The sequence below is a fragment of the Pseudomonas sp. ML96 genome, from assembly GCF_000761545.1.
Lineage (GTDB): Bacteria > Pseudomonadota > Gammaproteobacteria > Pseudomonadales > Pseudomonadaceae > Aquipseudomonas.
This window is the reverse complement of the sequence record NZ_JPMY01000038.1, coordinates 48961-63803: the sequence shown is the minus strand read 5'-3', so window position 1 is coordinate 63803 and position 14843 is coordinate 48961. Positions and strand designations below refer to the sequence as shown.

At 65.1% G+C, this 14843-nt stretch carries 12 protein-coding genes; 6 read left to right on the top strand and 6 right to left on the bottom strand.

All coding sequences use genetic code 11. From position 1 onward, the window contains the following. Positions 1–8 precede the first annotated feature (8 nt). Both IP89_RS18820 and IP89_RS18815 read right to left on the bottom strand, forming a co-directional pair. On the bottom strand, positions 9–968 hold the full coding sequence (locus tag IP89_RS18820; protein ID WP_043311209.1) for a MoxR family ATPase: 960 nt from the start codon (positions 966–968) through the stop codon (positions 9–11). 129 nt (positions 969–1097) lie between these two features. Beyond that, positions 1098–1940, bottom strand: coding sequence for a DUF1353 domain-containing protein (locus tag IP89_RS18815; RefSeq protein WP_043311208.1), 843 nt, complete (start codon positions 1938–1940; stop codon positions 1098–1100). On the opposite strand from IP89_RS18815, the gene IP89_RS23765 reads away from it, so the two are divergent. The 6 genes from IP89_RS23765 to IP89_RS18790 all read left to right on the top strand — a co-directional run bounded on the left by IP89_RS23765 (position 1939) and on the right by IP89_RS18790 (position 11470). Beyond that, positions 1939–2061 (top strand): hypothetical protein, encoded by a 123-nt coding sequence (locus IP89_RS23765; protein WP_256203167.1) that lies wholly within the window; start codon positions 1939–1941, stop codon positions 2059–2061. The two genes, IP89_RS18815 and IP89_RS23765, sit on opposite strands and share 2 nt — an antisense overlap. A 105-nt stretch (positions 2062–2166) precedes the next feature. Then, positions 2167–7029 carry an NAD-glutamate dehydrogenase gene (locus IP89_RS18810; protein ID WP_043311207.1) on the top strand — a complete coding sequence of 1621 codons (4863 nt, stop codon included), beginning with the start codon at positions 2167–2169 and terminating at the stop codon, positions 7027–7029. A 192-nt stretch (positions 7030–7221) separates the two neighbouring features. Beyond that, the gene (locus IP89_RS18805; protein ID WP_043311206.1) at positions 7222–7947 is read left to right on the top strand and encodes a type 1 glutamine amidotransferase; all 726 of its coding nucleotides are present in this window, start codon (positions 7222–7224) and stop codon (positions 7945–7947) included. Between the two features lie 350 nt (positions 7948–8297). Beyond that, positions 8298–9707: a circularly permuted type 2 ATP-grasp protein gene (locus tag IP89_RS18800; protein WP_043311205.1), complete on the top strand. Its 1410-nt coding sequence runs from the start codon at positions 8298–8300 to the stop codon at positions 9705–9707. 12 nt (positions 9708–9719) lie between these two features. After that, complete coding sequence (locus tag IP89_RS18795; protein WP_043311204.1) at positions 9720–10670, top strand: alpha-E domain-containing protein; 951 nt, start codon at positions 9720–9722, stop codon at positions 10668–10670. Then, positions 10667–11470 (top strand): transglutaminase family protein, encoded by an 804-nt coding sequence (locus tag IP89_RS18790; protein WP_043311203.1) that lies wholly within the window; start codon positions 10667–10669, stop codon positions 11468–11470. Before IP89_RS18795 ends, IP89_RS18790 begins: the two co-directional genes overlap by 4 nt. Before the next feature lie 406 nt (positions 11471–11876). Here IP89_RS18790 and IP89_RS18785 read toward each other — a convergent pair whose 3' ends face one another. The 4 genes from IP89_RS18785 to IP89_RS18765 form a co-directional block, all read right to left on the bottom strand. After that, positions 11877–12185 carry an NIPSNAP family protein gene (locus tag IP89_RS18785; protein ID WP_043311201.1) on the bottom strand — a complete coding sequence of 103 codons (309 nt, stop codon included), beginning with the start codon at positions 12183–12185 and terminating at the stop codon, positions 11877–11879. A gap of 695 nt (positions 12186–12880) precedes the next feature. Continuing rightward, the gene (locus IP89_RS18775; RefSeq protein WP_043311199.1) at positions 12881–13222 is read right to left on the bottom strand and encodes a hypothetical protein; all 342 of its coding nucleotides are present in this window, start codon (positions 13220–13222) and stop codon (positions 12881–12883) included. 396 nt (positions 13223–13618) lie between these two features. After that, on the bottom strand, positions 13619–14440 hold the full coding sequence (locus IP89_RS18770) for a cytochrome c (protein WP_043311198.1): 822 nt from the start codon (positions 14438–14440) through the stop codon (positions 13619–13621). Positions 14441–14445: 5 nt separating this feature from the next. After that, a complete protein-coding gene (locus tag IP89_RS18765) occupies positions 14446–14805 on the bottom strand; it encodes a rhodanese-like domain-containing protein (protein WP_043311197.1) in 360 nt (119 codons plus the stop codon). Between the last annotated feature and the right edge of the window lie 38 nt (positions 14806–14843).

Below are 14843 nucleotides of genomic sequence, written 5' to 3'. Positions count from 1 at the left end.
GGTAGCCGTCAGGCCACCGCCACCACGTCGAGGATGCGCTGCACCACGCGGTCCTGGTCGATGCCGGCGGCTTCCGCCTCGAACGACAGGATGACGCGATGGCGCAGCACGTCGAACAGCACCGCCTGGATGTCTTCCGGGCTGACGAAGTCGCGGCCGGCCAGCCAGGCGTGGGCACGGGCGCAGCGGTCGAGGGCGATGGTGCCGCGCGGGCTGGCGCCGTAGGCGATCCACTCGGCCAGCTCGGCGTCATGCTTGGCCGGGGTGCGGGTGGCCATCACCAGCTGCACCAGGTATTCCTCCACGGCGTCGGCCATGTACAGGCCGAGGATCTCCTGGCGGGCGGCGAAGATCGCCTGCTGGCTGACCCGGTGCTCCGGCTTGGCCTCGCCATTCAGCGCGTCGCCGCGAGCCTGGGCGAGGATCTTGCGTTCCACGCTGGCATCTGGGAAACCGATCTTCACATGCATCAGGAAGCGGTCGAGCTGGGCCTCGGGCAGGGGATAGGTACCTTCCTGCTCGATGGGGTTCTGCGTGGCCATGACCAGGAACAGGCGCGACAGCTCGTAGGTCGAGCGACCGACACTGACCTGGCGCTCGGCCATGGCTTCGAGCAGCGCCGACTGCACCTTGGCCGGGGCGCGGTTGATCTCGTCGGCCAGCACCAGGTTGTGGAAGATCGGCCCCTGCTGGAACACGAAGCTGCCGGTCTCCGGGCGATAGATCTCGGTGCCGGTGATGTCGGCGGGCAGCAGGTCGGGGGTGAACTGGATGCGGTGGAACTCGGCCTCCATGCCCTCGGCCAGCTCCTTGATCGCCTTGGTCTTGGCCAGGCCGGGCGCGCCCTCCACCAGCAGATGGCCGTCGGCGAGCAGGGCGATCAGCAGGCGCTCGACGAGCTTTTCCTGGCCGAGGATCTGGGTCGCGAGAAATTGCCGCAGGGCGACCAGCGCTTCACGATGTTCCATCGAAATCTTCCTGGAGAGGGACTGACGGGGCGGTGAACTCACCCGATCGGGGCGCTAAATGTACTGCATCGCCGCGTGCCGTGCAGGCCCCGCGGCCGCGATTGCCCACTGGTTCTACTTCGCGGCGGCTCATGCAGACCGCTGCATCTCGCACAAGTTCTGCGCCGCCCCGGGCAGTTCGCTGGTGCAGCTCAGCAGGCTGTTGTCCGGGCGCGGGCCGCGCACATCCGGCGCACCGAACAGGCGCACGCTGAGGTAATAGACGAAGGCCGCCGGCCACCACATGCCGGCCTCGCGCAGCATGCGGAAGAACAGCAGGTCGGCCTCATGCTTGGCCACCGGCGCGGCGTTCAGGTACTGGTACAGCGCGTCGTGCACCAGGCTGGCCGGGTGGGTCAGCGGCCAGAACACCTCGGTCTCGCAGATCAAGCCGCCATGCAGGTGCAGCACCTTGTGCGGCTTCTCCCACCAGTCCGGCACGCCGATGATCGCCAGCCAGTAGAAGGGCACCTTGGGCGTGCAGCCGTCCCAGGCATAGGTAGTGGTGCAGGCGAAGTCGTAGGCGACCTGCTGGCGCTGCGCGTCCAGGGTCGAGCGCCCCGGATTGATGATCAACAGGCCGTCGTGGATCACCAGCCACTCGCCATAGAAGTAGCGCCCGGCGAACTCCGGGCAGCGGCGCAGGAACGGCTGGTCGATGTAGTTGAGCCAGGGGCCGCAATGGTCGCGGCTGGCGAAGCCCCATTTCTCCTCGCTGGCGGCCAGGGTCGTGGCGGCCCGGCGCAGACGCTCGCGGCGGCCGATCCAGCGCGGCAGCAGCACGCCGATGTAGACCGGCACGCCGGCCCACAGCAACGGCGTTACCAGGTTCGGCCGCAGCCAGGCGGCCAGACCGAGCAGGCTCAGGCCGATGGCGGTGATCAGCAGGTTGTTGAGGTTGAGCACCAAGCGGCGGCTGAGCGGAGACTGCATGGCTTCCCTTCCCGAATGCACAGAACGAAACCTTATCAGCGACGGTGCCCGCATGGCGATGAACGAATATGTCGCGCCGCTGCAATCCGCCTGCCATGGCCTGTCGCTAAGCTTGGCGTGACCTCATGGTCGCCATGCGCCTGCCGAGTTCCGGGCATCGCCTAGACTGCTTGGAAGCCCGGAGCCGCGTGCCCCTATCGAATAACAAGTCCAGCGGAGCAACAACATGGCGTTCTTCACTGCTGCCAGCAAAACCGACTTCCAGCACCAACTGCAAGCGGCGCTGACCCAGCACGTCAGCGACAAGGTGCTGCCACAAGTAGCCCTGTTCGCCGAACAGTTCTTCGGCATCGTTTCCCTCGATGAACTCACCCAACGCCGCCTGGGCGATCTGGCCGGCTGCACCCTGTCTTCCTGGCGTCTTCTGGAGCGCTTCGACGGCAAGCCGCTGGTGCGGGTGTACAACCCGGATTACGAGAAGCACGGCTGGCAGTCCACCCACACCGCGGTGGAAGTGTTGCACGCCGACCTGCCGTTCCTGGTCGACTCGGTACGCATGGAGCTGAACCGCCAGGGCTACAGCATCCACACCCTGCAGAACAGCGTGTTCAGCGTGAAGCGCAAGAAGAACGGCGAGCTGCAGGAGATCCTGACCAAGGGCAGCGGCGGCAAGGACGTGCAGCACGAAGCGCTGATGTACCTGGAGATCGACCGCTGCGCCAACGTCAGCGAGCTGCGCAGCCTGGAGAAGGCCCTGCTCGAAGTGCTCGGCGAAGTGCGCCTGGCGGTTGCCGACTTCCAACCGATGAAGGCCAAGGCCGAGCAACTGCTGGCCTGGCTGGGCAAGGCCAAGCTCAAGGTCGATGGCGCCGAGCTGGACGAGGTGAAGACCTTCCTCGAATACCTGCTGGACAACCACTTCACCTTCCTCGGCTACGAAGAGTTCACTCTGGTCGAGGAGAAGGACGGCGGTGGCCACCTGGTGTATGACGAGGCCTCGCTGCTCGGCCTGTCCAAACAGCTGCGCGCCGGCCTGAAGAAGGACGAGCTGCATATCGAGAAGGAAGCGCTGGACTACCTGCGCGAGCCGCTGCTGCTGTCCTTCGCCAAGGCCGCCACACCGAGCCGCGTGCACCGCCCGGCCTACCCGGATTTCGTTTCCATCCGCGAGCTGGACGCCAAGGGCAAGGTGGTCAAGGAGTGCCGCTTCATGGGCCTCTACACCTCGGCGGTGTATGCCGACAGCGTCAACCGCATTCCCTTCATCCGCCGCAAGGTGGACGAGATTTCCCGCCGCTCCGGCTTCGACCGCAAGGCGCACCTGGGCAAGGAGCTGGAGCAGGTACTCGAAGTGCTGCCGCGCGACGACCTGTTCCAGACCCCGGTGGACGAGCTGTTCAGCACCGCCATTGCCATCGTGCAGATCCAGGAGCGCAACAAGCTGCGCCTGTTCATCCGCCGCGACCCCTATGGCCGTTTCGCCTACTGCCTGGCCTACGTGCCGCGCGACGTGTACTCCACCGAGACGCGGGTGAAGATCCAGCAGATTCTCATGGAGCGCCTGGGCGCCAGCGACTGCGAGTTCTGGACCTACTTCTCCGAGTCGGTGCTGGCGCGGGTGCAGTTCATCCTCAAGGTCGACCCGAAGAACCGTGTGCAGATCGACCCGGCGCGTATCGAGAAGGAAGTCATCCAGGCCTGCCGCTCGTGGAAGGACGACTACGCCAGCCTGATCGTCGAGAGCTTCGGCGAGGCCCAGGGCACCAACGTGCTGGCCGACTTCCCGAAAGGCTTCCCGGCCGGTTACACCGAGCGCTTCGCCCCGCATTCGGCGGTGGTCGACATGCAGCACCTGCTCAGCCTGTCCGACGAGCGCCCGTTGGTGATGAGCTTCTACCAGCCGCTGACCCAGGGCGAGCAGGAGCTGCACTGCAAGCTGTACCACGCTGACACGCCGTTGCCGCTGTCCGACGTGCTGCCGATCCTGGAGAACCTCGGCCTGCGCGTGCTCGGCGAGTTCCCCTACAAGTTGCGTAGCGCCGCTGGCCGCGAGTTCTGGATTCACGACTTCGCCTTCACCACCGCCGAGGGCGTGGACGTCGATATCCAGGAGCTCAACGAGACCCTGCAGGACGCCTTCGTGCGCATCGTCGAAGGCGCCGCCGAGAACGACGGTTTCAACCGCCTGGTGCTGACCGCCGCCATGCCCTGGCGCGACGTGGCGCTGCTACGTGCCTACGCCCGTTATCTGAAGCAGATTCGCCTCGGTTTCGACCTCGGCTACATCGCCGCGACCCTGGTCAACCACGCCGACATCGCCAAGGAGCTGGTGCGCCTGTTCCGCACCCGTTTCTACCTGGCGCGCAAGCTCTCCGCCGAGGACCTGGAAGACAAACAGCAGAAGCTCGAGCAGGCCATCCTCGCCGCGCTGGACAACGTTGCGGTGCTCAACGAGGACCGCATCCTGCGGCGCTACCTGGACCTGATCAAGGCCACCCTGCGTACCAACTTCTTCCAGAACGGCGAGGGCGGCCAGCCCAAGCATTACTTCAGCTTCAAGCTCAGCCCGCGGCTGATCCCGGAGATTCCGCGGCCGGTGCCGAAGTTCGAGATCTTCGTCTACTGCCCGCGCGTCGAGGGCGTGCACCTGCGCTTCGGCGATGTCGCCCGTGGCGGCCTGCGCTGGTCCGACCGCGAGGAGGACTTCCGTACCGAAGTGCTCGGCCTGGTCAAGGCGCAGCAGGTGAAGAACGCGGTGATCGTGCCGATGGGCGCCAAGGGCGGCTTCATTCCGCGCAAACTGCCCATCGGCGGCAACCGCGACGAGGTGCTGGCCGAGGGCATCGCCTGCTACCGCATCTTCATCAGCGGCCTGCTCGACATCACCGACAACCTCAAGGACGGCAAGGTGGTACCGCCGGAGAACGTGGTGCGCCACGACCCGGATGATCCCTACCTGGTGGTGGCGGCGGACAAGGGCACCGCGACCTTCTCCGACATCGCCAACGGCATCGCCCTGGACTATGGCTTCTGGCTCGGCGACGCCTTCGCCTCCGGCGGCTCGGCCGGCTACGACCACAAGGGCATGGGCATCACCGCCAAGGGCGGCTGGGTCTCGGTGCAGCGCCACTTCCGCGAGCGCGGCATCGACGTGCAGAAGGACGCCACCACGGTGATCGGCATCGGTGACATGGCCGGCGACGTGTTCGGCAACGGCCTGCTGCTGTCGGACAAGCTGCAGATGGTTGCCGCCTTCAACCACCAGCACATCTTCATCGACCCCAATCCGGATGCGGCGAAGAGCTTCGTCGAGCGCCAGCGCATGTTCGCCCTGCCGCGCTCGAGCTGGGCCGACTACGACGCCAAGCTGATCTCCGAGGGCGGCGGCATCTTCCTGCGCAGCGCCAAGAGCATCAGCATCAGCCCGCAGATGAAGGCGCGCTTCGACATCGCCGCCGACAAGCTGGCGCCCACCGAGCTGATCAACGCGCTGCTCAAGGCGCCGGTCGACCTGCTGTGGAACGGTGGCATCGGCACCTACGTGAAATCGAGCCGCGAGACCCACGCCGACGTCGGCGACAAGGCCAACGATGGCCTGCGCGTCAACGGTAACGAGCTGCGCGCCAAGGTCGTGGGCGAGGGCGGCAACCTCGGCATGACCCAGCTCGGCCGCGTCGAATACGGCCTCAACGGGGGCGCCAGCAACACCGACTTCATCGACAACGCCGGTGGCGTGGACTGCTCCGACCATGAGGTGAACATCAAGATCCTCCTGGGCGAGATCGTCGGCGCCGGCGACATGACCGGCAAGCAGCGCAACAAGCTGCTGGCCGAGATGACCGATGATGTTGGCAACCTGGTGCTGGGCAACAACTACAAGCAGACCCAGGCCCTGTCCCTGGCCGAGCGCCGCGCCCGCGAGCGCCTGCCGGAGTACAAGCGCCTGATGGCCGCGCTGGAGGCGGCCGGCAAGCTGGATCGCGCGCTGGAGTTCCTGCCCACCGACGACGAGCTCAACGAGCGCGCCGCCAATGGCCGTGGCCTGACCCGGCCGGAGCTGTCGGTGCTGATCTCCTACAGCAAGATCGACCTCAAGGAAGCGCTGCTGAAATCCCTGGTGCCGGATGATGACTACCTGGCCCGCGAGATGGAGACCGCCTTCCCGGCGCAGCTGACCAAGAAGTTCGGCGAGGCCATGCGCCGTCACCGCCTGAAACGCGAGATCGTCAGCACGCAGATCGCCAACGACCTGGTCAACCACATGGGCATCACCTTCGTGCAGCGCCTGAAGGAGTCCACCGGCATGAGCGCGGCCAACGTCGCCGGCGCCTACGTCATCGTGCGTGACGTGTTCCGCCTGCCGCACTGGTGGAAGCAGATCGAGGCGCTGGACTACAAGGTGCCGGCTGAACTGCAGCTGCAGCTGATGGACGAACTGATGCGCCTGGGCCGTCGTGCCACCCGCTGGTTCCTGCGCAGCCGTCGCGATGATCTGGACGCCGCCCGCGATGTCGGCCACTTCGCCCCACGCGTGGCCGCCCTGGCCGGGCGCCTGGACGAGTTGCTCGAAGGCCCGGCCCGCGAGCAGTGGCTGGCGCGCTACCAGAGCTTCGTCGAGGCCGGCGCGCCGGAGGAACTGGCCCGCGTGGTCGCCGGCACCAGCCACCTGTACACCCTGCTGCCGATCATCGAGGCCGCCGACGTCACCGGCCAGCCGGCGGCGGACGTGGCTACCGCCTACTTCGCCACCGGCGGTGCGCTGGAGCTGTCCTGGTACCTGCAGCAGATCACCGGCCTGCCGGTGGAGAACAACTGGCAGGCCCTGGCCCGCGAGGCGTTCCGCGACGACCTGGACTGGCAGCAGCGGGCGATCACCATCGCCGTGCTGCAGATGGCCGAGGGTCCGAAGGAAATCGAGGAGCGGGTCAGCTTCTGGCTGGAGCAGCACAAGACCCTGGTGCAGCGCTGGTTGGCGATGCTCGCCGAACTGCGCGCGGCCACCGGCACCGACTACGCCATGTACACCGTGGCCAGCCGCGAGCTGATGGACCTGGCGCAGAGCGACAAGCAGGGGGTGCGCATTCCCTGAGGGCGCAGGATGGGCCGCTCGCCATGCGCGCGGCTCATCCCCTGCAAGCGCCTCGCGGGGGATTTCGAGCCGGCACTAGCCGGTCATCTTCGCCTCGGTTAGCCTGCTCGAAAAAATAAGTTCGTAAGACGGGGGAGGGCTCGGTGTTCCGGCACGGGCCTTGCCTTGGCAAGCGGACAACGGAGAGTAGTCATGACCGACATTCTGATTCTGACGCACGTCGATTTTTGTGCTCCGGGCCACCTCGCTACCGTTCTGGAAGAGCAGGGCCTCGACTTCACCGTATTGCGCACCGACCTCAACGAACTCGACGGCTATGACCTGGATCGCCCCCGCGCGGTGGCGGTGATGGGCGGGCCGATGAGCGTCAACGACGACCTGCCCTGGATCAGGGCGGAAATCGATGCGCTGCGTCACTTCATTCGTCGCGACATTCCCATCATCGGCCATTGCCTGGGCGGCCAGCTGATCGCCCGCGCGCTCGGCGCCTCCGTGCATCGCATGCCCTACACCGAGGTGGGCTGGCAGCCGCTGGTGCGGCGCGACGCCGGCAGCCCCTGGTTGGCGCATCTGCCACGCGAATTCCCGGTCTACCAATGGCACAGCGATACCTTCGACCTGCCGGCCGGCGCCGAGTGGCTGCTGTCCAGCCCCTGGTGCCCTAACCAGGCCTTCGCCTGGGGCGACAAGGTGCTGGCCCTGCAGGGTCATCCGGAAGTCACCGAGGGCCTGGTGCGCTGGTGGCTGCAGGACTGGGCACACCTGCTCGACGAGACCCAGGCCAGCCAGCAGGGCCTGCGCCAGATGCTGGTCGACCTGCCGCTGCGCATCGAGTCGCTGAACAAGGTCGCCGAGGGCTTCTACCGTCACTGGCTGAACCTGGCCTTCGGCGAGCCGGCCGTGGCCCAGGCGGTCTGAGCCGCGCATAAAAAAGGCCGCCCGAAAGGGGGCGGCCACAGGAGCGATCGGCAAGAAGGGGAGCGCCGATCTCGCGGAGCGACGGGCCTGATGCAGCCACCGCTCCGATGCCGCGCAGTCTGCCCAGCCGCGCCCCGTGCGGGAAATCGAACCTCGCTATATCCCCCATAGACAGCCTCCGGCAAAAGCCTGCCATGCCTTGGGGCGAGCGTCCCAAATGACGCATGAAATGCGCCCCAAGCTGGTGCGTCATACGTTTCGCTTTTATTCAACTCATTGAAAATAAACAATAAAATTTCGTGGCACGGCCCTTGCGATGGCTCTCCTGTCCGGGTGACAAGGAGTACGGCATGGCCCGCACCTTCTATGACGAGATGTACGACGCGAGCGGCGCAGTCCGCCCGCACTATCGGGAATTCGCCCGCTGGTTGGCGGATACCCCCGAGGAGCTTCTGGCCCAGCGCCGCCGCGAAGCCGACCTGCTGTTCCACCGTGCAGGTATCACCTTCACCCTCTACGGGGACGAGCAGGGCACCGAGCGCCTGATCCCCTTCGACACCATTCCCCGCAGCATCCCCGCCAGCGAGTGGCGCATCGTCGAGTCCGGCTGCATTCAGCGGGTCAAGGCGTTGAACATGTTCCTCGCCGATATCTACCACGAGCAGCGCATCCTCAAGGCCGGCATCATCCCGGCCGAGCAGGTGCTGGCCAACGAGGGCTACCAGTTGGCGATGCAGGGCCTCGACCTGCACCGCGACATCTACGCTCACATCGCCGGCGTCGACCTGGTGCGCGATGGCGACGGCACCTACTACGTGCTGGAAGACAACCTGCGTACTCCGAGCGGCGTCAGCTACATGCTCGAAGACCGCAAGATGATGATGCGCCTGTTCCCCGAGCTGTTCTCCATGCAGCGCGTGGCGCCCATCGACCATTACCCGAGCCTGCTGCTGGATACGCTGAAGAGCTCCAGCCCGATGGACAGCCCCAGCGTGGTGGTGCTCACCCCGGGCCGCTTCAACAGCGCCTACTTCGAGCACGCCTTCCTCGCCCGCGAGATGGGCGTGGAGCTGGTGGAAGGCGCCGACCTGTTCGTCCGTGACGACAAGGTGTTCATGCGCACCACCTCCGGTCCGCAGCCGGTGGATGTGATCTACCGCCGCCTGGACGACGCCTTCCTCGACCCGCTGGCCTTCAACCCTGACTCCATGCTCGGCGTGCCCGGTCTGCTGGCCGCCTACCGCAGCGGCAACGTGGTGCTGGCCAACGCGGTGGGTACCGGGGTGGCGGACGACAAGTCGATCTACCCCTACGTCGGCGAGATGATTCGCTTCTACCTGGACGAGGAGCCGATCCTCAAGAACGTGCCCACCTGGCAGTGCCGCAAGCCCGATGAGTTGTCACACGTGCTGGCCAACCTGTCCGAGCTGGTGGTCAAGGAAACCCAGGGCTCCGGCGGCTACGGCATGCTGGTCGGCCCGGCCGCGACCAAGGCCGAGATCGAGGCCTTCCGCGAACGCCTGAAAGCGCGCCCGGAAGCCTATATCGCCCAGCCCACCCTGAGCCTGTCGACCTGCCCGACCTTCGTCGAGAAGGGCATCGCGCCACGCCATATCGACCTGCGGCCGTTCGTGCTGTCTGGTCGCGAGACCCGCCTGGTGCCCGGTGGCCTGACCCGTGTGGCGCTGCGCGAGGGTTCCCTGGTGGTCAACTCGTCCCAGGGCGGCGGCACCAAGGACACCTGGGTGGTCGAGGATTAAGGAAATCGCATCATGCTGAGTAGAACTGCCTCCGATCTGTACTGGATGTCGCGCTACCTGGAGCGCGCCGAAAACCTCGCGCGCATGCTCGACGTCAGCTATTCGCTGTCGCTGATGCCGCAGGACGGGCGTGGCGACGGCCTCGACGAACTGGCCCTGCCGCTGCTGATCACCGGCACCCTGGACGACTACCTGACCCGCCACGGGCAGATGCACGCCGAGCGCATGCTGCACTTCTTCGCCCTCGATGCGGAGAACCCGGCGAGCATCTACTGCTGCCTGCAGGGCGCGCGGGCCAACGCTCACGCCGTGCGTGGGCGGATCACCGCCGACATGTGGGAGAACATCAACGCCACCTGGTTGGAGATGCGCGGCATCGCCGCCGAGGGCCTGGGGCGCTATGGCATCAGCCGCTTCTGCGAGTGGGTCAAGGAGCGCTCGCACCTGTTCCGTGGCGCCACCTTCGGCACCATCATGCGCGGCGAGGCTTATCGCTTCATTCGCCTGGGCACCTTCATCGAGCGCGCCGACAACACCCTGCGCCTGCTCGATGCGCGCTACGAGATGCTCGGCGATGCCGCCGACGAAGTCAGCGACACTTCGGCGCGTGGCTACTACGAGTGGAGCGCGCTGCTGCGCGCGCTGTCGTCCTTCGAGGCCTTCACCGAGATCTACCGCGGCTCGCCGCGCACCCACAAGATCGCCGAACTACTGCTGCTGCGCCCCGAGGTGCCGCGCTCGCTGCGCGCCTGCATGGAGGAGCTCAACCTGATGCTCGCCGGCCTGCCCGGCGACAACGGCCGCCCGGCCCAGCGCCTGGCCGCCGAACTGGACGCACGCCTGCGCTACACCAGCATTGACGAGGTCCTCGACGAGGGCCTGCACACCTGGCTCACCGATTTCATCCTGCTCGTTAGGCAGTTGGGCAGCGCCATCCACACGTCCTATCTGGAGGTCGTATGAGACTCTCGATCCGCCACGACACCACCTACAACTACGACGATCAGGTGCGCGCGAGCATCCAGTACCTGCGCCTGACCCCGCAGGAGAGCGCGCGCCAGCGCGTGATCAGCTGGCAGCTCGACCTGCCGCGCCCGGTGCGTGCGCAGCGCGATCCCTACGGCAACATCCTGCATGTGCTGACCCTGGACGAGCCGCACGAGGCACTGGTGATCGGCGCCCGTGGCCAGGTGGAGATCGACGAACACTGCGAGTCCGAGCGCGACAGCCGTTCGGCCTTGCCGTACCTGCGCAGCACGCGCCTGACCCAGGCCGACGACCCGCTGCGCGAGTTCGCCCGCGCCAGCAGCGCCGGGCGCAGCGACCGCGACGGGCTGATCGGCCTGATGCACGGCCTGCATGCGCAGATGCCCTACAGCCCGGGCGTGACCCAGGTCGACAGCACTGCCGCCGAGGCCTTCGCCGGCCGCGCCGGGGTGTGCCAGGACCATACCCATGCCTTCCTGGCCTGCGCGCGTAGCCTGGGTGTGCCGTCGCGCTATGTGTCGGGCTATCTGTACACCGAGGACAGCGGGCACCTGGCCAGCCATGCCTGGGCTGAGGCCTGGCTGGGGGATGGTTGGTACAGCTTCGATGTGACCAACCAGCTGTCGCGGCCGGAGCGGCATTTGAAGCTGGCGGTTGGGCTCGACTATCTCGACGCCTGTCCGGTGCGGGGGATGCGCCGGGGTGGTGGGGGCGAGCAGATGCATGCGCGGGTGAATGTGGCGGCGTTGATGCAGACGCAGCAACAACAGCAGTGAGGTGTGGCGCGCGGAGCGCGCTTCTTTCTTAACCCCTCGCCCTGTGGGAGAGGGGCAGGGGTGAGGGACTGGTGCCCTGTGCATTGGCCTGATGTTATTGGTTTCGTGCCGCTGCTCGTTTTCGTGCTTATCGACGCATCAGTTCCGCCCTGCTGGGCGGGTCACTTTTGCCAGTCGCGGCAAAAGTAACCAAAAACGCTTGCCCCGCCATCCGGCCCTACGCTTCGCTCCGGGTTCGTTCGCTCCATCGCCGCTCCAGGGGCACGCCGCGAAGGGCCATCCTTGGCCCATCGCGCCTCTCGCGGCATCCATGCCGCTCAACCCCTTCCACGACGATTCCACTCACCCTGCTGAAGGGGCGTTCGTGTTGCCTGATAGTTCTGCGCTCTTCCCGCTTTGCTAGACCTCAGGCCGTGAAGACTGGCCGGAAGAAGGAGCGCTCGTAGCTGATGATGCATTGGGTATCTGCGGCATATTTGAACGCGGCAATGCACTCCGGATCTGCAGCAGACTTGATCCGATACTGCTCGTACTCGGCCAGGCTGGGGAAGGTGAACATGGCGAGGCCGACGTTATTGGCTCCTTCCGATGGCAGGAAATAGCCATGGTGCTGGCCGCCGAATTTCTCCACTAGCGGAATCCACAGCTTTCCGTAGTGCTCAAATTCTTTGAGTTTCTGCGGGTCGAGGATGTATCTGAGGTAGCAGGTAACCACTTAAATCTCCTTGTTTGCGGATGACGCCGTGAACCAGTCGGTCAATGCCAACTGAGCCGAGAGCAGCAGTCGTGTCATCGATGAAAGCTGGCCCGCCAAAATAGCGATTAGACGCGGGAGCGATCAACACGAGGAAAGGCATCAGGCAACTCGGAGCCCAAGTTCCCGTCAGGAGGCTGAGTGGAGGTGTTGCGCAGTGGGACGAGCCGCATGGATGCGGCGAGAGGCTTAAAGGGCCAGGGACGGCCCTTGTAAGCCGGCCCCCGGAGCGGCCCCGGAGGGAGGGAAGTCTGGCCGCAGGCCAGACCCGGATGCCGGGGTGCCCTTCTCTTTGGTCACTTTCTCTTGGGCACGCAAGAGAAAGTGACTCGCCGTAAGGGCGAAAGCGGAAGGTCAGCTGAGTAGGATGTTCTGTGCGGCTGCGAGAGAGGGCCAGATTTGTAAGGCCGAACACTAGGTTGCTTGCCGCGAAACGAAAATTACCGGGTCGTAGGGCTCTGACTCGGGCCAGAACACCAGGCCGAACGGCTCAGACGCTAGTAAGAGCCCAGGTTCATCTAATCCCCATTCGGCCATCTGCTCCGGGGTTTCAATGATTGCCTGCACCACCCCCTTCGTACGGCCTTGCTCCAGCAGTACGCAGTCTCCAAGCTCCACAAGTTCCCCTGAGGCGTAGCGCATAACTGCTCCCATGCTCACCACTGCAGCTCCAGATTTATAGCCACTTCCGGTCTGAGTGTGATGACACAAATGCCTTCGCGGTCCGTGGCTGTCTTAAGGAGCAGTTGCTCTCTGCCGTTGCGAGTTTGAAAGATCCATTCGGTGATCATGACGAGCTTGAGTTTTAGTAAGGTTCGTTCGCCTTGGCGCCATTCGATAAAGAACTCCGCTTCATCTGGCGCCACTGTGGCGAGCACGGTATCAGCGCCTATTTGGGTCTCGAAATGCGCTCCATAGAACCAACCTGTTTCATGAGTTTTGGTGGGTTCTACCTCAAAAAAGGTGATGAAGTTTTCTAGCTCAAGCGCGCTACTCATTTGCAGTCCTGCAGTTGCTTGCTTCTGGGTTTTTCTTCCATCGTTTGACTCTCCAGGCAGCCAAGAGACCTGCAGAAAGCAGACTGGAGCAGAGCAGGGCTATCAGATGTGTCCAGGTGAAAGCTACGCAATCGCTTTGTGAGTCGCTGGGGCATAGTCTGAAGAACGCTGCATTCGGTACGGTTGTATCGAGATAGGCCAGCAGAGCTACTGACGCCGCTAGTAATGCGATGGCCGCAAGCGTCGCGGCGACGGCTAGCAAAGTGATAGTGGCTAGTTTGTTCAACACAGTTGGCATTTCAAATCCCTTTGCTGGCGTCCTGAGAGCAAGGCTTTTCGGCTGGAAAAGCATTTGGCTGTAGCAGCGGATACTGCTTTTCTCGTGTTGCTGGAATGCTACTCGTGGCGGCCTTTCCGTCCAGCCATGTGGCCCAAATACCCAATCAACTCCCTCAATTCCTTATCACTCAAAACCCCCTCACTAAACCCCGGCATCCGCCCCTGCGGCCACTTCCTCAGGCTCTGCGGATCACGAATGTACTGCCGCAGAAAATCCCCCTCGAAATACTCGGTCGGGTTGTGCGGGATATTCAGGTCCGGCCCGAAGTGCGAATCCCCCGCGCCGTTCAGGCGGTGGCAGGCCAGGCAGTTCTTCTGGAACACGGCAAACCCCGCCTGCACTTCGGCGCTGGCATCGGCTGCCGGCAGCAGTGCGGGGAAGCGCTGGGCCACCGGGGCGAGCAGGCGGAAGGTGGAAACCTGGAAGGGCCATTGCTCCGGGCCGATCTGCGCGGCTTCCGGTTGTTGCCAGACGAGGTAGAAGGGCCCGGCGCTGGGTTTGTTCTTCGACAGGCGTGGCCAGGGCTGCGCCGGGTCTTCCACTGCCAGCCAGGCGCGGGCGCCCTGGGTGCTTAGTAGCGGGGCGGCGGGGAGTTCGGCGGCGAAGCCGTCCAGGGCTACGGCCTGCAGGTGGTCGCCGGGTTGTACGTCTTCGAGCAGGGCGGCCAGCGGTACGGCGCGGTAGTGCATGGTGCGTTTGTAGGAAACGTCGCCAGGTATCTCCACCTGCTGGGCCTGCGGGTGAGTCAGCAGTTGTTCGGTGCTCCAGCTGCCGCTGCCCTGCGGCAGCTCAAGCTTGAGTTCGGCGGCAAAGGCGGCGGGTGCCAGCAGGGCGGCGAGCAGGGGCAGGTGGGCGAGGCGTTGAAGCGTGGTCCGCATGGGTGCTATCGGTCCTTGAGCAGGGGTTGCAGTTGTTCGTAGCCGCCGGCGTTGATCACGTTGCTGTAGCCCAGCTCCAGCAGACGGTCCTGGGCGATGCCGGAGCGGCGGCCGCTGCGGCAGTAGAGGACCACTGGCGTGCTCTTGTCCGGCGCCACAGTGGCGATGCGTTGGGCGATCTGCTCATAGGGAATCAGGCTGGCCTCGGGCAGGGCGCCGCTGGCGAATTCTTCCTGGGTGCGTACGTCGATCAGCACCGCATTGGGTTGCTGCAGCGCGCTGATTGCGGCGGCCTGGTCGATATCGCCGGCCAGTGCGGCGAGGGGGCTGAGGGCGAGGCCCAGGCAGAGCAGCAGATGGCGCATGGCGGCGTTCTCATGAAGGCGAGTGGCCACGCTAGCAC